The 21,741-nt window shown below is 72.7% G+C and carries 15 protein-coding genes and 2 pseudogenes; 3 read left to right on the top strand and 14 right to left on the bottom strand.

The features are described 5' to 3' along the window. Positions 1-27: 27 nt before the first annotated feature. The 5 genes from topA to ACFVIM_RS18200 form a co-directional block, all read right to left on the bottom strand. Entirely contained in the window at positions 28-2,886 is a 2,859-nt protein-coding gene (topA, locus tag ACFVIM_RS18220; RefSeq protein WP_384302289.1) for a type I DNA topoisomerase, read from the bottom strand. 484 nt (positions 2,887-3,370) lie between these two features. Beyond that, entirely contained in the window at positions 3,371-3,568 is a 198-nt protein-coding gene (locus ACFVIM_RS18215) for a hypothetical protein (RefSeq protein ID WP_384302287.1), read from the bottom strand. A gap of 690 nt (positions 3,569-4,258) precedes the next feature. Further along, complete coding sequence (locus tag ACFVIM_RS18210) at positions 4,259-5,764, bottom strand: methyltransferase (RefSeq protein ID WP_384302285.1); 1,506 nt, start codon at positions 5,762-5,764, stop codon at positions 4,259-4,261. 111 nt (positions 5,765-5,875) lie between these two features. Continuing rightward, positions 5,876-6,454, bottom strand: a complete 579-nt coding sequence (locus tag ACFVIM_RS18205; RefSeq protein WP_384302284.1) for a small secreted protein — start codon at positions 6,452-6,454, stop codon at positions 5,876-5,878. Between the two features lie 546 nt (positions 6,455-7,000). Continuing rightward, positions 7,001-9,409, bottom strand: a complete 2,409-nt coding sequence (locus ACFVIM_RS18200; RefSeq protein WP_384302282.1) for a sodium-translocating pyrophosphatase — start codon at positions 9,407-9,409, stop codon at positions 7,001-7,003. A 168-nt stretch (positions 9,410-9,577) separates the two neighbouring features. On the opposite strand from ACFVIM_RS18200, the gene ACFVIM_RS18195 reads away from it, so the two are divergent. Next, on the top strand, positions 9,578-9,748 hold the full coding sequence (locus ACFVIM_RS18195) for a hypothetical protein (protein ID WP_384302280.1): 171 nt from the start codon (positions 9,578-9,580) through the stop codon (positions 9,746-9,748). Positions 9,749-10,570: 822 nt separating this feature from the next. Here ACFVIM_RS18195 and ACFVIM_RS18190 read toward each other — a convergent pair. Together ACFVIM_RS18190 and ACFVIM_RS18185 are read right to left on the bottom strand one after the other, a co-directional pair. Next, the gene (locus ACFVIM_RS18190; protein ID WP_384302278.1) at positions 10,571-11,020 is read right to left on the bottom strand and encodes an ATP-binding protein; all 450 of its coding nucleotides are present in this window, start codon (positions 11,018-11,020) and stop codon (positions 10,571-10,573) included. A gap of 101 nt (positions 11,021-11,121) precedes the next feature. Further along, positions 11,122-11,475: an STAS domain-containing protein gene (locus ACFVIM_RS18185; RefSeq protein ID WP_384302276.1), complete on the bottom strand. Its 354-nt coding sequence runs from the start codon at positions 11,473-11,475 to the stop codon at positions 11,122-11,124. A 161-nt stretch (positions 11,476-11,636) separates the two neighbouring features. Here ACFVIM_RS18185 and ACFVIM_RS18180 point away from each other — a divergent pair, with 161 nt between their 5' ends. Beyond that, positions 11,637-14,018 carry a DEAD/DEAH box helicase gene (locus tag ACFVIM_RS18180; RefSeq protein ID WP_384302274.1) on the top strand — a complete coding sequence of 794 codons (2,382 nt, stop codon included), beginning with the start codon at positions 11,637-11,639 and terminating at the stop codon, positions 14,016-14,018. 543 nt (positions 14,019-14,561) lie between these two features. On the opposite strand, the pseudogene ACFVIM_RS18175 reads toward ACFVIM_RS18180, so the two are convergent. The 7 genes and pseudogenes from ACFVIM_RS18175 to ssd all read right to left on the bottom strand — a co-directional run. Next, a pseudogene (locus tag ACFVIM_RS18175) lies at positions 14,562-14,966 on the bottom strand (Rv3654c family TadE-like protein); the annotation flags it as partial. After that, entirely contained in the window at positions 14,953-15,306 is a 354-nt protein-coding gene (locus ACFVIM_RS18170) for a TadE family type IV pilus minor pilin (protein ID WP_384302272.1), read from the bottom strand. The pseudogene ACFVIM_RS18175 and the gene ACFVIM_RS18170, both read right to left, overlap by 14 nt. A gap of 292 nt (positions 15,307-15,598) precedes the next feature. Beyond that, complete coding sequence (locus tag ACFVIM_RS18165; protein ID WP_384302270.1) at positions 15,599-15,811, bottom strand: DUF4244 domain-containing protein; 213 nt, start codon at positions 15,809-15,811, stop codon at positions 15,599-15,601. Between the two features lie 113 nt (positions 15,812-15,924). Beyond that, positions 15,925-16,761 (bottom strand): type II secretion system F family protein, encoded by an 837-nt coding sequence (locus ACFVIM_RS18160; RefSeq protein WP_384302268.1) that lies wholly within the window; start codon positions 16,759-16,761, stop codon positions 15,925-15,927. Beyond that, positions 16,758-17,618, bottom strand: coding sequence for a type II secretion system F family protein (locus ACFVIM_RS18155; protein WP_384302266.1), 861 nt, complete (start codon positions 17,616-17,618; stop codon positions 16,758-16,760). Before ACFVIM_RS18155 ends, ACFVIM_RS18160 begins: the two co-directional genes overlap by 4 nt. Continuing rightward, positions 17,615-18,763: a TadA family conjugal transfer-associated ATPase gene (locus ACFVIM_RS18150; RefSeq protein WP_384302264.1), complete on the bottom strand. Its 1,149-nt coding sequence runs from the start codon at positions 18,761-18,763 to the stop codon at positions 17,615-17,617. Before ACFVIM_RS18150 ends, ACFVIM_RS18155 begins: the two co-directional genes overlap by 4 nt. Positions 18,764-19,239: 476 nt before the next feature. After that, positions 19,240-20,337: pseudogene (gene ssd, locus ACFVIM_RS18145) on the bottom strand (septum site-determining protein Ssd); the annotation flags it as partial. 475 nt (positions 20,338-20,812) lie between these two features. Between ssd and ACFVIM_RS18140 the strand changes: the two are divergent. After that, positions 20,813-21,664 carry an HAD family hydrolase gene (locus ACFVIM_RS18140; RefSeq protein ID WP_384302262.1) on the top strand — a complete coding sequence of 284 codons (852 nt, stop codon included), beginning with the start codon at positions 20,813-20,815 and terminating at the stop codon, positions 21,662-21,664. The last annotated feature ends 77 nt before the right edge of the window (positions 21,665-21,741 follow it).

Genomic DNA, 21,741 nt, shown 5'->3' with positions numbered 1-21,741 from the left:
GTTCCGTGGAACCGCGCCGCAGTGACGTCACTCCTCCGAGGTGGACGTGCTCGCCGTCGTCGCGGAGGCGGTCTTCTTCGCGGCCGTCTTCTTGGCGGCCGCCGCCTTCGTGGTCGTCGTCTTCTTCGCGGCCGTCTTCTTCGCGGCGGTCTTCTTGGCCGCGGCCGTCGTGGCGGCCGTCTTCTTCGCCGGGGCCTTCTTCGCCGCCGTCTTCTTCTTGACAGGCCCCTTGGCGCGCTTCTCCGCCAGCAGCTCGAACCCGCGCTCCGGCGTGATCTCCTCCACGCTGTCAGCGGTCCGCAGCGTCGCGTTGGTCTCGCCGTCCGTGACGTACGGGCCGAAGCGGCCGTCCTTCACGACCACCGGCCGCCCGCTCACCGGGTCGGTGCCCAGCTCCTTCAGCGGCGGCTTGGCGGCGGCCCGGCCACGCTGCTTGGGCTGGGCGTAGATCGCCAGCGCCTGCTCCAGCGTGATGGTGAAGAGCTGGTCCTCGGACTCCAGGGAGCGCGAGTCGGTGCCCTTCTTCAGATAGGGGCCGTACCGCCCGTTCTGCGCGGTGATCTCCACGCCGTCGGCGTCGGCGCCGACGACCCGGGGCAGCGACATCAGCCGGAGCGCCTCGTCCAGGGTGACGGTGTCCAGGGACATCGACTTGAAGAGGGAGGCGGTCCGCGGCTTGACCGCGTTCTTGCCGGTCTTCGGGGTGCCCTCGGGCAGGATCTCGGTGACGTAGGGGCCGTAACGCCCGTCCTTCGCCACGATCTCATTGCCCGAGACGGGGTCCTTGCCCAGCGCGAAGTCACCGCTCGGCTTGGCCAGCAGCTCCTCCGCGTACTCCACGCTCAGCTCGTCGGGGGCGAGATCGCCGGGCACGTCGGCGCGCTGGTGGCCCTCCGCGTCCTTCTCGCCGCGCTCGATGTACGGACCGTACCGGCCGACCCGCAGCATGATGCCGCTGCCGACGGGGAAGCTGGAGATCTCGCGGGCGTCGATCGCGCCGAGATCGGTGACGAGCGCCTTGAGGCCGCCGAGGTGGTCTCCGTCGCCGTTGCCCGCGGCGGCCGCGGCTCCGGCCTCGGCACCGCCCTCGCCGAAGTAGAAGCGGCGCAGCCACGGCACCGCCTGGGCCTCGCCCCGGGCGATGGAGTCGAGGTCGTCCTCCATCTTGGCGGTGAAGTCGTAGTCGACCAGCCGCCCGAAGTGCTTCTCCAGCAGATTGACCACGGCGAAGCTCAGGAACGACGGCACCAGGGCCGTCCCCTTCTTGAACACATAGCCACGGTCGAGGATGGTCCCGAGGATCGAGGCATACGTTGACGGACGGCCGATCTCGCGCTCTTCCAGCTCCTTGACCAGCGACGCCTCGGTGTAGCGCGCGGGCGGCTTGGTGGCGTGGCCGTCGACCGTGATCTCCTCGGCGGCCAGCGCGTCACCCTCGGCGACCTGCGGCAGCCGCCGCTCGCGGTCATCCAGCTCGGCGTTCGGGTCGTCGGCCCCCTCCACATACGCCTTCATGAAGCCGTGGAAGGTGATCGTCTTGCCGGAGGCCGTGAACTCGGCGTCGCGGCCGTCACTCGCGGTCCCCGCGATCCGCACGGTGACCGAGTTGCCCACCGCGTCCTTCATCTGGGAGGCCACGGTCCGCTTCCAGATCAGCTCGTAGAGCTTGAACTGGTCCCCGGTGAGACCGGTCTCGGCGGGTGTGCGGAAACGATCACCCGAAGGACGGATCGCCTCGTGCGCCTCCTGCGCGTTCTTGACCTTCCCGGCGTAGACCCGGGGCTTGTCGGGCAGATAGCCCGCCCCGTAGAGCTGGGTGACCTGCGCCCGCGCCGCCGCCACGGCGGTCTCCGAGAGCGTGGTCGAGTCCGTACGCATATAGGTGATGAAGCCGTTCTCGTACAGCTTCTGCGCGACCTGCATGGTGGCCTTCGCCCCGAAGCCGAGCTTCCGGGAGGCTTCCTGCTGCATCGTCGTCGTACGGAAGGGGGCGTACGGAGAGCGGCGGTACGGCTTCGACTCGACCGAGCGCACCGAGAACGCGGCGTTCTCCAGGGCGGCGGCCAGGGCCCGCGCGTTCGCCTCGTCGAGGTGGAGCACCTGGGACTGGCCGGACTTCAGCTGACCGTCGGGACCGAAGTCGCGGCCCTGGGCGACCCGCTGGCCGTCGACGGTGTGCAGCCGGGCCGTGAGGGTGGAGGGGTCCGAGGGGTCACCGGGGCGGCCGGTGGAGAAGGTACCGGTCAGATCCCAGTACTCGGCGGAACGGAACGCGATCCGCTCCCGCTCCCGCTCGACCACCAGCCGGGTGGCGACGGACTGCACCCGGCCCGCCGAGAGCCGGGGCATGACCTTCTTCCACAGCACCGGCGAGACCTCGTAGCCGTAGAGGCGGTCGAGGATACGGCGGGTCTCCTGCGCGTCGACCATCCGCTGGTTCAGCTCGCGCGGATTGGCGACGGCCTCGCGGATCGCGTCCTTGGTGATCTCGTGGAAGACCATCCGGTGGACCGGGACCTTGGGCTTGAGCACCTCAAGCAGATGCCAGGCGATGGCCTCGCCCTCGCGGTCCTCATCGGTGGCCAGATACAGCTCGTCGGAGGCGGCGAGCTGTTCCTTCAGCTTTCTGACCTGGGCCCGCTTGTCGGCGTTGACCACATAGACCGGCTGGAAGTCATGTTCGACATCGACACCAAGGCGGCGCACCTCACCGGTGTACTTCTCGGGCACCTCGGCCGCGCCGTTGGGGAGGTCGCGGATGTGTCCGACGCTCGCCTCGACGACATAGCCGGGGCCGAGGTACCCCTTGATCGTCTTCGCCTTGGCGGGCGACTCGACGATCACAAGTCGGCGGCCGCCCTGCGCGGTCTCGCTGGTCGGGGACAACTTCGCTCTTCTCTCCGGTCGACGCTCGATGGGCAGTCACGACGGTACGGCGCTGGTGGCGCACCGCTGTGGCACGGGGGTGGTGCTGCTGCCGCTGCGGAGTGTGACGGTACAACCCGCCCCCGTGTCAAACGGCGAAAGCCCACAACGGCCACTCGAACGGTAACCCGAGTCCGGCTATTCCTGCCGCCCGGACCGGCGTCATGGTGTCCGGAGCCCTCCGCCCGGACGTACCGGAGGCCTCCTTCCGCCGCCCGGCGCGCGGCCGGACCGGGCCCGGTCGGACCCGCGACGGGGCCGTGCGGCGGGCCGGGGGACCCGTGGCGGCGGGAGGGGAGGCGCGCCGTCAGCGGTGGTGACCGCCTCGGTCGCCGCCGCCCCGCGCCGGGCGCCGCCCCCGCCGGATGCCCGGGACCGGTGACGGACCCGCGGCCGGTGCCCGGGGCACCCGGCTCCCCGCGGCCGCCGGCGTGCCGGGTCCGGCTCAGAGCCGCCCGAGACACCACACGCCGAGCGCCAGGCAGAGCACCCCGCAGACCGAGGTGACGGTGGCGGCGGCGGTCGCGCTCACCCCGTGGGCGACCGGTGCCCCATGGCGCAGCCGCACGCCCGTCCACAGCAGGAGTCCGGCTCCGAACAGCGCGAACGCCACTCCCGCGAAGATCGCCGGTCCGCTCTCCATGCCCGTTTCACCCGTCCTTCCGCCGACGCCCGCGCGATGCGGGGGTGCCCCGGCCGATGCGGGGGTGCCCCCGCCCGAGGCTGGCACCTCCGGGCGTCGGCGGAAGGAATTCAGGATGAACGACGCGTGGGTTCACCTGTGTAGCGGTGACATGGCGCCCTTCCCGGCGCGCGCCGACGCGTGCGGCGCCTGGTGATCGCCCGCTTCGTTCCCCCTCTGCCCCGTCCCCTGGCGTCGACGCCCTCCCCTGGCTCCCCCGGACCCTGGCCGCCGCGCTCCCCCGGCGGCGGGACCTCGCCTCCGTACGCCCTCGTCCAGCCGGGCCCGGGCGGGGGAGCGGCAGCGCTGTCACGGCTCTCCGGACCCCGGCAGCCGTAAACCGAACAATGGCCGATTCGCCCCGCTGATAAGGCGTGATCCACCCGCGCGGCGGCCCGGCCGGGCCGCGCCGACCGGAAGGTGCCCAGCGGGCGGACCAACCGGCGCGGGACCGAGCGCACGGCCGGACCGAAGGACGCCGGGACCGGACCGCCCCGGACCAGCGGGGCGGCGCCACGCCCTAGACCAGTGCCACGGCAGGGCGACGGCACGACCCGGACCGACGGGGCGGACCGGGGCACTACCGGCTTACCGTCGCTTCCCTGCCCCACACGGAGAATGAGAGCGATATACGCACGTCCAGGCTGATCGTCACACCGGCTCCAAGAACCCCTCCCCTACCAGTCGGCGCAGCACTTGGGGCGTGCGGTCCCGCAGCAACACCGGGTCCTCGTCGATCAGCTGGGCGATGGCGTCCAGCAGCCGCCCCGCGCTCAGCGTCCCGTCGCAGGCCCCGGCGAACCCACCGCCCACCGTGTCCACCTCGGTGGCCCGGCGCATCCCCCGGTGCTGACGGAGCACCACATGCTCGGGATGCTCCTCGCCCGGCCGCCCCACCTGCTCCTGCGTCACCTCGGCGGCCAGGGTGAAGCGATCCGCCAGCAGCGCCGCGTCATCACGGCCGCGCAGATAGTCCTGGCGGTCGAAGTGCGCCCGCACGGCGTCCCCGAGCGGCTGCTCCACGGGGTGCGGCCACTCCTCGGCCACGATCGACGGCTGTTCGGCACCGGACTTGCGCAGGGTGATCCAGCCGAACCCGATGGCCTTCGTCCCCCGCGTCTCGAACTCATCCAGCCACTCCTCGTACCGCCGGGCGTAGCGCTCGGGGTCACCCCGGTGGTCGCCGCTGTCGCGCAGCCACAGCTCCGCGTACTGCGTCACGTCCTGCACCTCGCGCTGCACGATCCAGGCGTCACAGCCGCGCGGCACCCAGGAGCGCAGCCGCTCCTGCCACTCCTCCCCCTCGATGTGCTGCCAGTTGGCGAGAAACTGGGCATACCCCCCGTCGTTGAGCCGGTCCCCCGCCCGCTGGACGAGCGTGCGGCACAGATCGTCCCCGCTCATCCCGCCGTCCCGATAGGTCAGCCGGGCGCCGGGCGAGATCACGAACGGAGGGTTGGAGACGATCAGGTCGTATGTCCGCCCGTCGACCGGCTCGAAGAGCGAGCCCTCCCGGAGCTCGGCCTCCGGGGCCCCGGAGAGCGCGAGCGTGAGCCGGGTGAAGGCGAGCGCGCGCGGATTCAGATCCGTGGCGGTGACCCTGGTGGCGTGCCGGGTCGCGTAGAGCGCCTGGATACCGGAGCCCGTACCCAGGTCCAGCGCGGAGGCCACGGGAGTCCGCACGGTGATGCCGGCGAGCGTGGTGGAGGCGCCCCCGACTCCGAGGACGACCCCCTCGCCCTGGCCACCGGCGCCGCCCGCGCCGCCGACGGCGCATCCGAGGTCGGACACGACGAACCAGTCCTGCCCCTCGGGCCCGGCATAGGGACGGACGTCGACCGTCGCCCGCACTCCGTCCCCGTCGGGCACCAGCCAGCCGTCCTCCAGCCCGGCCGCCACGGGCAGCGCGGCGGGCGCCCGCTCGGCGGACACACTCCGCTGGAGCAGGAAGAGCCGCACCAGCGTCTCCAGGACCCCGTCTCCCCGGGTGGCGCGCAGCGCGGGCACGGTCTCGCCGCGCGCGAGGGCGGCGTACGCGGGCGCCCCGAGCAGCTCCAGCAGGCCATCGGCGGTGAAGGCCCCGGCGAGCAGCGCCTCGCGCAACAGGGGAGCGCTGGCGGGCGAGGGAAGTCCTGGAATCACACTGGTCGTACTCACCCGCCCATTGTGGCCCCCGCCACTGACAACCGCCCGGGGCCCCGGCGGCAGCGCCCGTCGCCTCTCTTGGCCCGGAGCTCCGCGGGGGCCCTCTCGTGGGTCAGGAGGGTGTCAGGAGGACGCGGGCGCCCCCGCGGCCGGGTCCTTCGCCGCCAGCGGCTTGCAGCCCGTCTGCTTGGCCATGGCCTGGCCGGTCTCCCCCGAGCGCAGCTTGTTGCGCGCGCTCTGGTTCTGCTCGATCTTGGCGAGCCCGTCGGCGACCGGCTGGAGGCCGTCCGCGAACTCCTGCTGGTCGGCGGTGTCCAGCGCGTCGATCTGCTTCTTCAGGTCGAGGTAGGAGGCGGCGTTGGCGTCCAGCTCGGCCGCCGCGGCGGGCACGAGCTGCTTGCCGTTGTCGACCGGCGGATCCCCGGCCTCGCGGAAGGCCACAGCCAGCGCCTTGTTCACATCGGAGAGCTCCTGGAACGCCTTGGAGTCCGCGGCCTGGATGGCGGTCGGCTTGCCGTCCGTGGCGGTCGCGCGGATGAGCTGCTCGGCGGCGGCCTGCTTCTCGATCTGCGGCTTGGCGGCGTCACAGTACTTCTTGGCCCAGTCGTCGACCGTGAACTTGTCCTCGTTGTCGCTGCAACCGGACAGCGCCAGTACCAGTACCGCACCGCCGGACAGTGCGACCGCAAGCTTCTTCTTCACCGGATCGGTCCCTTCCAAGGCTCCTCGGCCCCGGAACATACACGCCACGCGTACGGCAGCCGCATGCCGTCCACCCGGTTCATTACCTTTTGAAGCCATTTGCACCAAGGGAGACAAGACTCACGGCGGCCGAAAGAAGGGCGGGTGACGCGCCAAAACACGCCCCCCGCCCTCTCCTTGGCGCCGCTCCGGACACGATCCGGGCACCCACCCCCGTACCGCCCCCGGAAATGTCCCGGCGGCGCCCCGGGACCGAGCCCGGAGAGCGCCGCCGGAGAGGAGCGGGCGGAAGAGCCGGAGGAGGAGCGGACAGAGGAGCGGGAGGAGAGGACCGAGGAGAGAGCCGGAGGGCGCGGAAGGCCCGGGAACGCCCGGCCCGCCACCGCCCCTCCCCGTACCGCCCCGAACACGAGCACGGAACCGGAGGTCAGCGGGCGATCAGCGGACCGGAGGTCACCGACCGCCCGCACCGGCCCCTCTCCTCAGACCCGCACCGGCCCTTCTCCTCGGAAAGGCTCCGATTCCTCCCCTCCGACCTTCAGGGGATCAGGAGACCACCGCCGGATCCGGCGACGTCGCGCTCCGCCCGGCCGCCTCGGGCTCGTCCTCCACGGCGATTCCGCGCCGCTTCGACACATAGACCGCGCCCACGATGATGGCGATGGCCAGCACGGCCACCAGCGCCCGCGTCAACGGGCTCGCGTCGTCCCCGTAACTGAACTGGATCACCGCGGGCGCGATGAGCAGCGCCACCAGATTCATCACCTTGAGCAGCGGGTTGATGGCCGGGCCCGCCGTGTCCTTGAACGGGTCGCCCACGGTGTCGCCGATGACGGTGGCGGCATGCGCCTCACTGCCCTTGCCGCCGTGGTGACCGTCCTCGACCAGTTTCTTGGCGTTGTCCCAGGCTCCGCCCGAGTTCGCGAGGAAGACCGCCATCAGCGTCCCGGTGCCGATCGCGCCCGCGAGGAACGCCCCGAGCGCGCCCACTCCGAGCGAGAAGCCGACCGCGATGGGCGTCAGCACCGCCAGCAGACCCGGGGTGGCCAGCTCCCGCAACGCGTCCCGGGTGCAGATGTCGACGACCCGTCCGTACTCCGGCTTCTCGGTGTAGTCCATGATCCCCGGGTGCTCGCGGAACTGCCGCCGCACCTCGTACACCACCGCGCCCGCCGACCGCGAGACGGCGTTGATCGCCAGCCCGGAGAAGAGGAAGACGACGGCCGCGCCGAGGATCAGCCCCACGAGGTTGTTGGGCTGCGAGATGTCCATGACGAGATTCATCGGGGCGCCATCGCCGAGCTTCTCCCCGACGTCGCGCGCCGCCGTCGCGATGGCGTCGCGGTACGAACCGAACAGCGCGGCCGCCGCGAGCACCGCCGTGGCGATGGCGATGCCCTTGGTGATCGCCTTGGTGGTGTTGCCGACGGCGTCGAGGTCGGTCAGGACCCGCGCGCCCGCGCCCTCGACGTCACCGGACATCTCCGCGATGCCCTGGGCGTTGTCGGAGACCGGCCCGAAGGTGTCCATCGCCACGATGACACCGACGGTGGTGAGCAGCCCGGTCCCGGCGAGCGCGACCGCGAAGAGCGCCAGCATGATCGACGCGCCGCCGAGCAGGAAGGCCCCGTACACGCCGAGGCCGATCAGCAGAGCGGTGTAGACGGCGGACTCCAGACCGATGGAGATTCCGGCGAGTACGACGGTGGCCGGTCCGGTCAGCGAGGTCTTGCCGATGTCGCGCACGGGACGCCGGTTGGTCTCGGTGAAGTAGCCGGTCAGCTGCTGGATCAGGGCCGCGAGCAGGATGCCGATGGTGACGGCGACCAGGGCCAGGATCCGGGGGTCGCCCTCATGGGCGCGGATCCCGGCGTCGGTGACGCCCTTGAGGTCCGCGTAGGAGGACGGCAGATAGACGAAGACCGCCGCCGCGACCAGGGCGAGGGAGATCAGCGCGGAGACGAAGAACCCGCGGTTGATGGCGGTCATCCCGCTGCGGTCGGCGCGCCGCGGGGCGACCGCGAAGATGCCGATCATCGCGGTGACCACGCCGATCGCCGGAACGATCAGCGGGAAGGCGAGCCCGGCGTCACCGAACGCCGCCTTGCCGAGGATGAGTGCCGCCACCAGGGTGACGGCGTAGGACTCGAAGAGGTCGGCGGCCATGCCGGCGCAGTCGCCGACGTTGTCGCCGACGTTGTCCGCGATGGTGGCCGCGTTGCGTGGATCGTCCTCGGGAATGCCCTGCTCGACCTTGCCGACGAGGTCGGCGCCGACATCCGCGGCCTTGGTGAAGATGCCGCCACCGACACGCATGAACATCGCGATCAGCGCGGCTCCGAGACCGAAGCCCTCCAGCACCTTGGGGGCGTCGGCCGCGTAGACCAGCACGACACACGCGGCGCCCAGCAGACCGAGGCCCACCGTGAACATGCCGACCACGCCTCCCGTACGGAAGGCGATCTTCATGGCTTTGTGCGCGACGGCGGTCAGATCCTTCTCGGGCTCACCCGGTGCCGGGGTCGCCTCACGTGCCGCGGCGGCCACGCGGACATTCGCCCGTACCGCCAGCCGCATACCGATATATCCGGTGGCCGCCGAGAAAATCGCGCCCACCAGGAAGAACACCGAACGCCCCACCCGTTGCGCCCAGTCATCCGCCGGGAGAAGCAAGAGCAGGAAGAAGACCACGACGGCGAAGACACCGAGGGTGCGCAACTGCCTTGTGAGATAGGCGTTCGCCCCCTCCTGCACCGCCGAGGCGATCTTCTTCATCGAATCCGTACCCTCCGGAGCGGAGAGCACCTGACGCACCAGCAATTGCGCCACGACCAGCGCGGCCAAGGCCACCACGGCAATGACGATAATGATCAAACGATTGTCGTCCGTCAGCACCGCTGCCGCGTACGACGTGGGGTGATGATCAGTTAGTTCTGAAGTGAAGAGCCCCGCCATTCGTCCTCCTTGACGTCGTCCAGAGCCCAAGATGTGGACGGATTGTAGGGAGCGGAACCTGATCAAAACAGGGCGCTGCACATGCTGTGGACCTTGAATGGCTACTCAGCAAATGATCGAGTTCCGAAACCCTGCCCGAATGAGGTAATGGGGCGAATGCATTGACCCTTGATCGATGATCTAGAGAAAAGGAAAGAACCCCTGCTCAGCCACTACTTCGTCGAGAAGACAATCATCCCGGCGGTCCGGGATATCAACGGAAGATCCTTTGTGGAGATCACAGAGAACAGTCACGCGATCTCTGGCCTGATCGGTGATCTCATCACGGGCACACGGTGATGCCCCCGCCCGAACCCGCGCCCACCACCCTGCCAACGCCACCGCCACCGGCGGCCGATGAATCGACGGATCGACGGATCGACAGCACCCATACGGCGGTACGGAGCCGGGCTCGGCGGCACCCGCGCCCGACCCGCATCCGGCCCGCATCCAGCCCTCACGCGCCCGAAGACAGCGGTGAAGGTCCACACGTACGCATACGGCGGTACGAGCGGCCCGGCGCGGGGAGAGGGCGGAAGGCACCACGACGGTGATGGCCGCCAAGGGAGCGGGGAGCCCTGACGGGATCACCCGGGCGGGCCATCGCAACGCGCCGGGCGGCAGAGCCCGCGGAGCCCGCGGAGCCCGCGGACAAGGATCACACCGACGGGGAGCACGGGAGGCGATCCACCGCACGGAACGGCCCCGGAAGGCTGTCGGTCCCACACGACGGCCTGACATGACGGCCCGACAGGACAGAACCAGCGAAACGAACCTGGCAGGAGAGGCCCGCCGAACCCGACGGGACGGAGCACCGAACGCGCCAGTGGACCGAACAGGGAGCACCGCGACGACGGAGACCCGAGACGGAAGAGGAACCCGAACGGGACCGATGCCCCCAGGCAGGGACGGGCCAGAACCGCGAAGACCAAGACACGCCACGAATCCGACGACCAAAACGAGCCGAGGTCAGGTCAGGTCAGGTCAGGTCAGGAAACCGCTCTCGGGCTAGGGACTCACGTCAGCTCGGGGATCACTCCCAAACCGGGGGAACCCGCCATCGGCTCGGGGACCACTCCCAGACCAGGGAAACCCATCGCCACCTCAGGGGCCACTCCCAGGTCAGGGGAGCGCGGAGACCGATGTGGCCGGCCAGCTCATCCGGATGACACCACCCCGGTCGTCGCAGCGCACTTCGACATCGTCGACCAGGCCGCTGATGACCGCGAGCCCCATCTCGTCCTCGGTGTCCTCGGCGTCCGCGGTGTCCTGCGCGGGTCGGGTCTCACGGCACCCGGGCGCCACCGTCGCGCCACCCGGGGCCGGAACGTCATCGCCGACCTCGATGGAGAACATCTTCTCCTCGTCCGTCAGCACCACCCGGACGGGGTCCGTGATCCCATGGGCGCGGTGCAGCCCCACGGCGCGGCTGCACGCCTCACCGACCGCGAGCCTGACCTCGTCGAGCACGGCCTCGTCGACCCCGGCCCTGCGCGCCACGGCGGCGGCCACCAGACGGGCCGTCCTGACGTGCTCCGGCTGGGCGCTGAAGCGAAGTTCGACGGTGGCCATCGCGGATCCCCCTAGAACGTACGGGCGTGCATCTCAGAGGCCTGGACTCGCCCGTCCAAGGCCCCTCTCTCCTCCGGGGGCCCGACGGCCCCCGGTCAGCCTCAGTCGGCCGCGGAGACGGCTTCGTCGACCGTGGTGTGGATCGGGAACACCTTGGTCAGGCCCGTGATCCGGAAAATCTTGAGAATGCGCTCCTGGTTGCAGACCAGACGCAGCGACCCCTCATGCGCGCGCACGCGCTTCAGGCCGCCCACCAGCACACCAAGCCCGGTTGAGTCGAGGAAGTCCACACCCTCCATATCGACGACGAGGTGGTAGCTCCCGTCGTTCACCAACTCGACCAACTGCTCGCGCAGCTTGGGCGCGGTATACACATCAATCTCGCCACCGACCTCGACGACCGTACGGTCGCCGGCGGGCCCGGACACATTGCGAGTCGACAGGGACAGGTCCACGAGTCCTCCAGCACCTTGCTATCGAGCGGCCGCCCCGATCAGGTCTCCCCGGCGGAGCCGGAGGACGGTCGCCAGCCGCGATGGCATTCAATCACTTACGGGCAGCCATGCACGACGCCTAGGAACCATTGTCCGTCACGCCAGTGACACACTCGGTGCCGATGGCCAAGAATCTCCGTCCCAGACGACCACCCGAGAGCGGGGACACCCGCCCCTCCCCCGGTGCGGTACTCGACCGGCTCACCGCCGGGGCGGGCCGGGCCTCGCGCATCACTCATACGGAGCACTTGCCCCCGCGCCCGGGCCGCCATGCCATCTGGCCCGACCGCATCCGGCCAGAAGTGATCAACGCCATTCGGGCGATCGGCGTGGAGCACCCCTGGGCCCATCAGGCGACCGCCGCCGAGCACGCGCTGGACCGCGAATCGGTCGTGATCGCCACCGGCACCGCCTCCGGCAAGTCGCTCGCCTATCTGGCCCCCGTGCTCTCCGCCCTCCTGGACGGCTCCGAGGCCCCGAACGGGCGGGGCGCGACCGCCCTCTACCTCGCCCCGACGAAGGCCCTCGCCGCCGACCAGTGCCGCGCCGTCAAGGAGCTGACGGCCCCGCTCGGCACCCGGGTGCGTCCCGCCGTCTACGACGGCGACACGCCGGTCGAGGAACGCGAATGGGTGCGTCAGTACGCCACGTACGTCCTCACCAACCCAGACATGCTGCACCGGGGCATCCTCCCGTCCCACCCCCGCTGGTCCTCCTTCCTGCGCGCCCTGCGCTATGTCGTCATCGACGAGTGCCACACCTACCGGGGCGTCTTCGGCTCGCATGTCGCCCAGGTGCTGCGCCGTCTGCGCCGGATATGCGCCCGCTACGGCGCCGACCCGGTCTTCCTGCTCGCCTCGGCCACCGCCGCCGAACCCGCCGTGGCCGCCGGACGGCTCACCGGCGTGCCGGTACGGGAGGTGGCCGACGACGCCTCGCCCCGGGGCGAGCTGGTCTTCGCCCTCTGGGAGCCACCGCTCACGGAACTGCACGGCGAGAAGGGCGCCCCGGTCCGCCGTACCGCCACCGCCGAGACCGCCGACCTCCTCACCGATCTGACCGTGCAGGGAGTGCGGACGGTGGCATTCGTCCGCTCCCGGCGCGGCGCCGAGCTGATCTCCGTCATCGCCAAGGAGCGCCTGGCCGAGGTGGACCGCTCCCTTCCCAGGCGGGTCGCCGCCTACCGGGGCGGCTATCTCCCCGAGGAACGACGGGCCCTGGAACGTGCCCTGCACTCGGGTGAGCTGCTGGGGCTCGCCGCCACCACCGCCCTGGAACTGGGGGTCGACGTCTCCGGCCTCGACGCGGTGGTGATCGCCGGGTATCCGGGGACCCGGGCGTCGCTCTGGCAGCAGGCGGGGCGCGCCGGGCGCTCGGGCCAGGGCGCCCTGGCCGTGCTGGTGGCCCGGGACGATCCACTGGACACGTATCTCGTGCACCACCCCGAGGCGCTCTTCCAGCGGCCCGTGGAGTCCACGGTCCTCGATCCGGACAACCCCTATGTGCTCGCGCCCCATCTGTGCGCCGCCGCCGCCGAACTGCCGCTCACCGAGGACGACCTGGCGCTGTTCGGCCCCGCCGCCCCGGGCCTCATGCCCCAGCTGGAGGCCGCCAGACTGCTGCGCAGACGGGCCTCGGGCTGGCACTGGACGCGGCGCGAACGGGCCGCCGACCTGGCCGACATCCGGGGCGAGGGGGGCCGCCCGGTCCAGATCGTCGAGGAGGGCACCGGCCGGCTGCTGGGCACGGTCGATGCCTCCGCCGCCCACACCACGGTCCACGAGGGCGCCGTCCACCTCCACCAGGGCCGTAGCTATCTGGTGCGCCGGCTGGACCTGGAGGACTCGGTGGCCCTGGTGGAGGAGGCCGTACCGCCCTACTCCACGACCGCGCGTGACATCACCTCCGTCTCCGTGCTCGACACCGACACCGAGATCCCCTGGGGTCAGGGCCGTCTCTGCCTCGGTTCCGTCGAGGTCACCAACCAGGTCGTCTCCTTCCTGCGCCGCAAGCTCGTCACGGGCGAGGTGCTCGGCGAGACCAAACTCGACCTTCCACCGCGCACCCTGCGCACCCGCGCCGTGTGGTGGACGGTCACCGATGACCAGCTCGACGCCGCCCGGATCATCCCGGAGCAACTCGGCGGGGCCCTGCACGCCGCCGAGCACGCCTCCATCGGCATGCTCCCGCTCTTCGCCACGTGTGACCGCTGGGACATCGGCGGGGTATCCGTGCCCCTGCATCCGGACACGGGGCTGCCCACGGTCTTCGTGTACGACGGCCACCCCGGCGGGGCGGGTTTCGCCGAGCGGGCCTTCCACACGGCCCGGTCCTGGCTCACCGCGACCCGTGAGGCCATCGCCGCCTGCGAGTGCGCGTCCGGCTGTCCTTCCTGCATCCAGTCCCCCAAATGCGGCAACGGCAACGAGCCCTTGGACAAGCGGGCCGCTGTCCGGCTGCTGACCGAACTGCTGAAGGGAGCGCCCGCCCCGGAACCGGAGTAGCGCACCCGGGAGGGGCACCCGCGGCATCACGCTCCCCGACGGCCCGGGCCGTACGGGAGCGGCCGCGGCTCCCAAGGCGCCCGGCCCGGCGCCGGGCCGCCCTGGCCAAGGGCGCTCTCCGGGCACCAGGACCCGGGTGACACATCGGTGCGGCCAGGCGGCGGGCAGTCGGGCCGGGCGGGGGCGAGAGCGCTGCCCTCCCGGCGGCGGGCGCCGCTCTCCCCGGCCGGGGAGTCCGCGCGGAGCAGGTCCTGGCGCCCGGGCCAGGGCGCTCTCCGACGTGCTTCCCCACCGCCCGCCGACCCCTCCGGTGAGATGAGCCCGGCCCCCCGGTCCGGCCTGCCCCGGAACCTGCCCGGCCTTATCCACCACCCTGGCCCCGCGCCCCAGATGCGTCCCGGCCCCACCCAACACCTCGGCTTCGGCCACCAGGCCCTGTCCGGGCGACGTCTCCCGCCGGACCGCCCCGAGCCCACCCGTCGGCGGTCTCCCCGGGCCCCGGCCGGGCGCGTCCTCCCCCATCGCGTCCCCTGGGCCCGCACGCGCGCGCACCGCCGGGGCATAGGGCCCCGCCCTGACCCGCGCCGTCACCTCGGCGATCTCCCCATGGAGCACACAGCGCACCAGCTCGGCGCCCTGCTCGCGGGCCACCTCGCGGGCCACCCCACAGGCCGTTCCCGACCCCCTGAGGGCGAGGTCGGCCGCCGCCAGGGCCGCCAGGTCGGCCGCGCCCCCGGCCCGGTGCCGGGCCGCCATCACCTGTCCCATGGCGAGCACGGCCGCGAACACCCCGCACAGCGCCATCGCCACCAAGGCCGCGTACACGGTCGCGGATCCCCTGTCCCGGGCGAGGCCGCCGTGCCGGGGCCGGGATCGGCGCCAGGCGCCAGGCGGTCCGCCGTACCGTGCGGACCGCTGACCGGTACGACGGGTCTCACCACCGGGCATGGGGACCGGCCTCCTCCGTGGCGAGGCCGTCGTCCTCGGCGAAGGCGACGGCCTCGGCGCGCAGCGTCAGGGCGAGCCGTCGGGGGCCCGGGGCGGGGGCCTCCACACGGACCCGCCAGAGCGTGCCGGTGCGGCGCAGGGTGACCGTGGCCCCGCGCGGTGCGGCGGCACGCGCGGCGGCCAGGACCGCCGGGCGCGGCTCGGAGCGTGCGGCGGCGCGCGCTCCCGCCCGAGCGGCGTCGACGCACTGGAGTTGGGCCGAGGCGGCCGTCACCGCCCAGACGAGCGCCATGGTGAAGAGCACCAGAACGGGCAGCACCACAGCGGCCTCCGCCGTCACCGAGCCCCGGTCCCCCGGTACCGGGGCCCGGCCCCGCGGCCGTGGCTCCGAACCCCGGCCTCGCCAGGTCCACCGGGTCATCCGGCCACGCGACGCCATCGCCGGATCCCGTTCCCGCCTCACCCGCTCCGGGCCCGGGCCCCTCGCCAGCGCCGATCCCGCCGACTCCTCCGGGCGCCCATGTGCCCGGGACCGTCGCGGGTGCCACCGCCCACATGGGCACCGCGAGAAGGTGGCCACTGGGCCGGGCGCGGGGCGCGGCGACGGGATCGGGCCGCTGGCTCGTGGTTGATCAGAACGGCGCATCGAGGGCCCTTCGCACAAGCGAGGTGAGGGCGTCCGTGACGACAGCACTAGTGACGATCTTGTAGAGCACCGCCGCCAGGGCGCACGCCGCGATGGTCCCCATCGCGTACTCGGAGGTGGTCATTCCGGCGTCACCGCCACGGATCCCACGGGGCCCGCGACGCAGCGTCCTCAGACGTCCAGGGGTCGATTGACGCATGTGGTCCCTCCTCAGGGTCACAGGGGTTGTGTTCTCGGATGGCCGCGAGGCCGTGTCAGCGCGAGGCCGTGTCAGTCCGCGCTGTCGTGTCAGTCCGCGCCGCCGCGCTGCTGTCAGGGGGCGCTCAGCAGCCCGTCCGCGAGCCCGATGACGACGGGGGCCACCCCGATCGCCAGGAAGGCGGGCAGGAAGCAGAGCCCCACCGGGGCCGTGATCAGCACCTGGGCCCGTGCGGCACGGACAGCGGCGGCACGGGCGCGATCCGCCCTGAGCCGCCCGGCCAGCCGGGCCACCGGTCGTGCGGCGGGTGCGCCGGTGGCGTCGGCGCGGGCCAGGCAGCGGGCGAGTTCGACGGCGCCCGGCAGTCGGCCGAACGCCTCCCACGCACGGTCCGGTTCGCCTCCCAGCCGCAGTTCCGCCGCCGTCTGGGCGAGCCCGGCACCCACCGGTCCGCCCAGGGCCTCCCCGACCGCCTCGGCCGCCTCCCGGGGGCTGGCCCCGGCCGCCACGCAGACCGCCAGCAGATCGGCCGCGAGGGGCACCTGGCACGCGCCCTCAGGGGCACCGCCACTCGGACCGTCGCCGCCGCCCCGGTCCCCGACTGGGGCACGCGGCCCCATGGCGGCCCGCCCCACACGGGGCAGCGCCCCCGGGGCCCGCCCCGGCCCGCCCCGCCACCACCACAGGCCAGCGCCCACGACGACCCCCAGGGCAGTGCCGTACACCCCTCCGACCAGAGCCCATCCCAGCGCCACGGCCCCCAGGGGCGCGGCCCAGCGCCGCGCCCACACCCCGGGTTCCAGGCGTCGCCGTCGCACCCTCCGCCCGCCCATGACGTCCTCGGCCCGCGCGCGGGCCCGTCGCAGGCGACGGCTCCCGGCGGCGGCGAGCCCGAAGCTGAGGACCACCGCCGCCAGCGCGATGAGCACGGTCACCGGATACGCGGTCATCGCGCGCCCCCGTCCTCGGCCCGCCGTACGATCCGTACCGCCCACCACAGACCGGACGCCTCCAGCGCCACCCCGGCGAACAGACACAGCCAGCCGCCCGGGGTGTACGACAGGACGCTGAGCGGCTGCGCGCCCAGAGCCGTGCCCAGGGCGAGGCCCAGGACGGGGAGCACGGCGAGCAGGGCGGCGGTCGCCCGGGGCCCGGCGAGCCGGGCCCGCAGATCACGGTGGTGGTCACGCTCCGCCCGCAGGGACTCCTCCAACCGGTCGAGGCCCTCGGCCAGGCCAGCGCCGCTGTCCACCGCCACCCGCCAGCAGGCGGCGACACCCACCAGCCCCTCGGCACCCGGTTCCCCCGCCGCGCCGCGCAGCGCGTGGGGCACATCGCCCCCGAACCGCGCCGCCGCGACCACCGCGGCCTCCCCCGGGCCCAGCCCGCCGGTGGATCCGGCCGCCCAGACCAGGGCACGGCCGGGAGTGAGCCCAGCCCTCAGCTCCCCGGAAAGCGCCCCGCAGAAGGCGATCACCTCCTCGGCCCGCCGCTCACGCCGCCGGGCACGCTCCTGAGCCGTCAGCCACACCCTCAGCAGGGGCACCGCCACCGCCCCGGCCACCAGCGGCAGGGGCGAACCACCGAGCACGGCCAGCACCATTCCCGCGGGCAGACACAGCCACTCGCGGCGCGCCCGGAGCAGAGCGGAGAGCCGCGGCGCCGACCAGGCCGGTTCCCCGCGCACCACGCCGCCACCGGCCAGCAGCAGACGCGCCCGGTCCTGGCCGCGATCCCTCCCGGCGGTCAGCCAGGCCGCCGCGCCCGCGCACACCGCCGCCAGGTGAAGCGGCTCCAGCGCCCTCATGAGCCGCCTCCAAGTCGCGCTCGCAGCGCCTGCCAGCCGCTCTCGCGCACGAACTCCCGCGCGCCCCAGCGCAGCGCGGGAACCGTCACCACCAGGCCGGCCCGGTCCCGCTCCAGCACATGGATCTCGGCGATCCGGCGGGTGCCGTCCCCGTCGCGGACCAGGTGGATCAGGACGGAGAGGGCGGCGGCGAGCTGACTGTGGAGCGCGGCGCGGTCCAGACCCGCGGCCGTGCCCAGTGCCTCAAGCCGGGCCGGGACGTCGGCGGCGGCGTTCGCGTGGACCGTGCCGCACCCTCCCTCATGCCCGGTGTTCAGGGCCGCGAGGAGTTCTGAGACCTCCGGGCCGCGCACCTCGCCGACGACCAGCCGGTCCGGCCGCATCCGCAGGGCCTGCCGGACCAGATCACGCAGGGTGACCCGGCCCGCGCCCTCCTGGTTGGGCGCGCGACACTCCAGCCGGACCACATGCGGATGGTCGGGCCGCAGCTCCGAGGAGTCCTCGGCCAGCACGATCCGCTCATGCGCCCCCACGAGACCGAGCAGCCCGGCGAGCAGGGTCGTCTTGCCGGAACCGGTGCCACCGCTGATGAGGTACGACAGCCGCGCGTCGACCAGGGCACGCAGCAGACCCTCTCCTCCGGGCGGCACGGTCCCGGCGGCGGTCAGCTCCGCCATCGAGAAGGCCCTCGGACGCACCACCCGCAGCGACAGACAGGTCGAGCCCACCACCACAGGCGGGATCACCGCGTGCATCCGCGTGCCGTCGGGGAGCCGTGCGTCGACCCAGGGGCGCGCGTCGTCCAGCCGCCGGTCCGCGACCGCCGCGAGCCGCTGGGCGAGCCGCCGCACCGACGCGGCGTCCGGGAAGACCACCCCGGTCAGTTCCAGCCCGCGGCCCCGGTCCACCCAGACCCGGTCGGGTGCCGACACCAGCACGTCCGTCACGGCGGGATCGGCCAGCAACGGCTCCAGCCGTCCGGCGCCGACCAGCTCGCACCGCAGCCTCTCCGTGCCGCCCAACACCTCCGTGTCCCCCAGAAGGCGCTCCTGCGCCCTCAGAGCGGCCGCGACGCGCGCCGGGGTGGGTTCCGCCCCGCTCGCCGCGAGACGCTCCCGTACGCCGTCCAGCAGCCTCGTACTCATCCGGAGCCGCCTCCGTCCCCTGCCCGCCGCCCGCCCGGGACAGCCCGGCTCACCGGCGCGGAGCGGGGGTCCGCGACCGTCGGGACGCCCCGACCGGCCCGGCTGGTCACCCCCACCGGCGGCGCTGACAGCGCCGCCACCCCCGCCACCGCCGGTACGGAATGCGCCGACCCGGCGGGAACCGCCCGTACGGGATGTTCGGGGCGTACGGTCCCGATGTCCCCTCTCAGTCCGGCCGCACCGCCCTGGGGCGCGTCCCCAGGACGTCCGGCCGCACCTGGCACCTCGCCCGACTCCGCACCCGTACCGGCACCGGCACCGGCACCCGGCGATCCACCCGCGTCCGACGCCACGTCCGGGCTTCGCGCTGCGCCGGTACCTGACGTCCGCCCGCCGCCCGGACCCGAGCGCGGCGCCGCGCCCTTCCCGGGCGCCGGCATCCGCCGCGCACCGCTCCCGGCCCCCGGCCCCCTCTCCCCGGCCCCGCCGCCGTCCAGCACCCGGTCCCAGAAGTCCGCGCAGAACCTCGCCAGCGGCCCCTTGCCCGCGCCAGGCGGCACCCCCTCGTCCAGGTCCGTGCCCAGCCCCCGCTCCCAGGGCACCTCACCGACCAGGGGTAACCCCAGCGAGGCCGCGACCCAGGCACTGTCCAGCTCCGCCGTGTACGGTCCGCGGGTCACGACCCGCAGATCCGGCACCACCATGCCGACCAGGGACGCGACCCGATTCGCCGCCGCGACGGCCCGCAGTTCCCCAGGCACCACCACGAGCGCGAGATCGAGCTGGACCAGGGCCTCCGTCACGGTCTCGTCCACCCGGCGGGGCAGGTCGACCACCACAACCCCGCCCCGTCTGCGCGAGGCGGCCAGCACCGAACGCATCGCCCCGGGCGGGACCACCACCGCGTCCCCCCGGTCCCAGCTGAGCACCCGCAGCCGGTGCAGCCTGGGCAGCGACTCCTCCAGAGCGCCCCCGGCCACCCGCCCCTGGGACCGCGCGAAGTCAGGCCAGCGCCGCCCGTCGGCGCGCTCACCACCGAGCAGGATGTCGATGCCGCCGCCCAGCGGGTCCCCGTCGACGAGCACGGTCCGTGTGCCCGCCTGTGCGGCGGTGACCGCGAGGGCGCAGGCCAGCGTGGACGCCCCGGCCCCTCCCCGGCCGCCGACCACCCCGACCGTCAGCGCCTGTTCACCGACGCCTTCGGCCACATCGGCGATCCGGTCGGCGAGCCAGCCCTCCGCCTCGGGCAGCCGGAGCACCGCCTCGGCCCCGATCTCCACGGCCGCGCGCCACACTCCGGGATCGTCCTGGTCATGGCCGACCAGCAGGACACCGGGACGGCGTGCGGAACCCCGGCAGCGGCGTACCGAGTCGTCCCCGACGAGCACGAGAGCGGCACGCTCCCACTCTCCCGGTGCCAGCGACGGCCTGTGGTGGACCGCGGGCTCGGCCCCCGCCGCCGCGCACAGCCTCAGCAGGTCATCCAGCAGCGCCCCATTCTCCGTGACGATCAGGGGGCCGGGCCGACGTTCTTCGACGGTCGGCGCGCCCCCGGACGTGAGAGATCCAGCCACGACTTCACCCCTTGCATACGTCGATCTCGTCTCGAAACGAGATCCGTGATTCCCGTCACCCGCGAACTACGCGGGTGGACCCCGAACTACGCGGGTGGAATCACCATGGGACGCACGGGAAAATCGTGTGGATCTTGCTAGAAAACTGTGGACAACTAGCCACCTGTGAATATCTCGGTAGCCCATACCGGTGACTGCCTGACGCACCCCTACCGCTACGCACGGTGACGAACTGACGGATGCCCGGCTTCCGGGCGATCGTTCAGGGGGTGGCGCCGATGGATCACACACAACCGGAGAAAACCCGTCCGGACATGCGACGACCCCCGCCGGGGGGGAGAGCGGGGGTCGTCTCTCCGGCCGACTCGGGGGGGGAGGAGCCGGACCGGGTTAGCACGGTCGCGAACGATCCGTGACTTCCATGGTGTACCCGAGAGCCTTCTCAGGCAAACCCACACGCCCGAGCGTACGCCGAATGGCGGGCACCTATGCTCTGCTCGTGGAAAACCACTCCTTGCCCCGCACAGCCGCCTTCTTTGACCTGGACAAGACGGTCATTGCGAAGTCCTCGACGCTGACCTTCACCAAGTCCTTCTACCAAGGCGGCCTGATCAACCGGCGAGCCGTACTGCGGACGGCCTATGCCCAGTTCGTTTTTCTCGCGGGCGGCGCCGACCACGACCAGATGGAGCGGATGCGGGAGTACCTCTCCGCCCTCTGTAAGGGCTGGAACGTCCAGCAGGTGAAGGAACTCGTCGCCGAGACGCTGCACGACCTGATCGACCCGATCATCTACGACGAGGCGGCCTCCCTCATCGAGGAGCACCACACAGCCGGCCGCGATGTCGTGATCGTCTCCACCTCGGGGGCCGAGGTGGTCGAGCCCATCGGCGAGTTGCTCGGCGCGGACCGCGTGGTCGCCACCCGGATGGTGGTCGGCGCGGACGGCCGCTACACCGGCGAGGTCGAGTACTACGCCTACGGCCCGACGAAGGCGGAGGCCATCAGGGAACTGGCCGCCTCCGAGGGCTACGACCTCTCCCGGTGCTACGCCTACAGCGACTCCGCGACCGACGTCCCCATGCTGGAGTCCGTCGGCCATCCGTACGCGGTCAACCCGGACCGGGCGCTGCGCCGCGAGGCGGTCACGCGCGACTGGCCGGTGCTCGTCTTCAACCGTCCGGTCCGGCTGAAGCAGCGGTTCCCCTCCTTCCGCAGGCCCACCCGCCCCGCGCTGGTCGCGGCGGCGGCGGTGGGCGCGGCAGCGGCGACCGCCGGGCTCGTCTGGTACACGAGCCGCCGCCGGGGCACCGCACCCCCGGCCTGACCGGCCGGAGCCTGACACTCCGCAGCACGACCCCGACCAGCCACCCAGCACCCCGCCACACCACCGCAGCTTCTCCG

Source organism: Streptomyces sp. NPDC057638, assembly GCF_042800315.1.
Lineage (GTDB): Bacteria > Actinomycetota > Actinomycetes > Streptomycetales > Streptomycetaceae > Streptomyces.
This window is presented reverse-complemented; position numbering and strand designations above follow the sequence as displayed.

What these genes read in the sequence shown, in the direction of transcription:
- ACFVIM_RS18140 (WP_384302262.1), top strand. Translation starts at nt 20,813, where the DNA reads ATGGCGGGCACCTATGCTCTGCTCGTGGAAAACCACTCCTTGCCCCGC.
- ACFVIM_RS18215 (WP_384302287.1), bottom strand. Translation starts at nt 3,568, where the DNA reads ATGGAGAGCGGACCGGCGATCTTCGCGGGAGTGGCGTTCGCGCTGTTC.
- ACFVIM_RS18160 (WP_384302268.1), bottom strand. Translation starts at nt 16,761, where the DNA reads ATGACCGCGTATCCGGTGACCGTGCTCATCGCGCTGGCGGCGGTGGTC.
- ACFVIM_RS18165 (WP_384302270.1), bottom strand. Translation starts at nt 15,811, where the DNA reads ATGCGTCAATCGACCCCTGGACGTCTGAGGACGCTGCGTCGCGGGCCC.
- ACFVIM_RS18200 (WP_384302282.1), bottom strand. Translation starts at nt 9,409, where the DNA reads ATGGCGGGGCTCTTCACTTCAGAACTAACTGATCATCACCCCACGTCG.
- ACFVIM_RS18150 (WP_384302264.1), bottom strand. Translation starts at nt 18,763, where the DNA reads ATGAGTACGAGGCTGCTGGACGGCGTACGGGAGCGTCTCGCGGCGAGC.
- ACFVIM_RS18155 (WP_384302266.1), bottom strand. Translation starts at nt 17,618, where the DNA reads ATGAGGGCGCTGGAGCCGCTTCACCTGGCGGCGGTGTGCGCGGGCGCG.
- ACFVIM_RS18180 (WP_384302274.1), top strand. Translation starts at nt 11,637, where the DNA reads ATGGCCAAGAATCTCCGTCCCAGACGACCACCCGAGAGCGGGGACACC.
- ACFVIM_RS18190 (WP_384302278.1), bottom strand. Translation starts at nt 11,020, where the DNA reads ATGGCCACCGTCGAACTTCGCTTCAGCGCCCAGCCGGAGCACGTCAGG.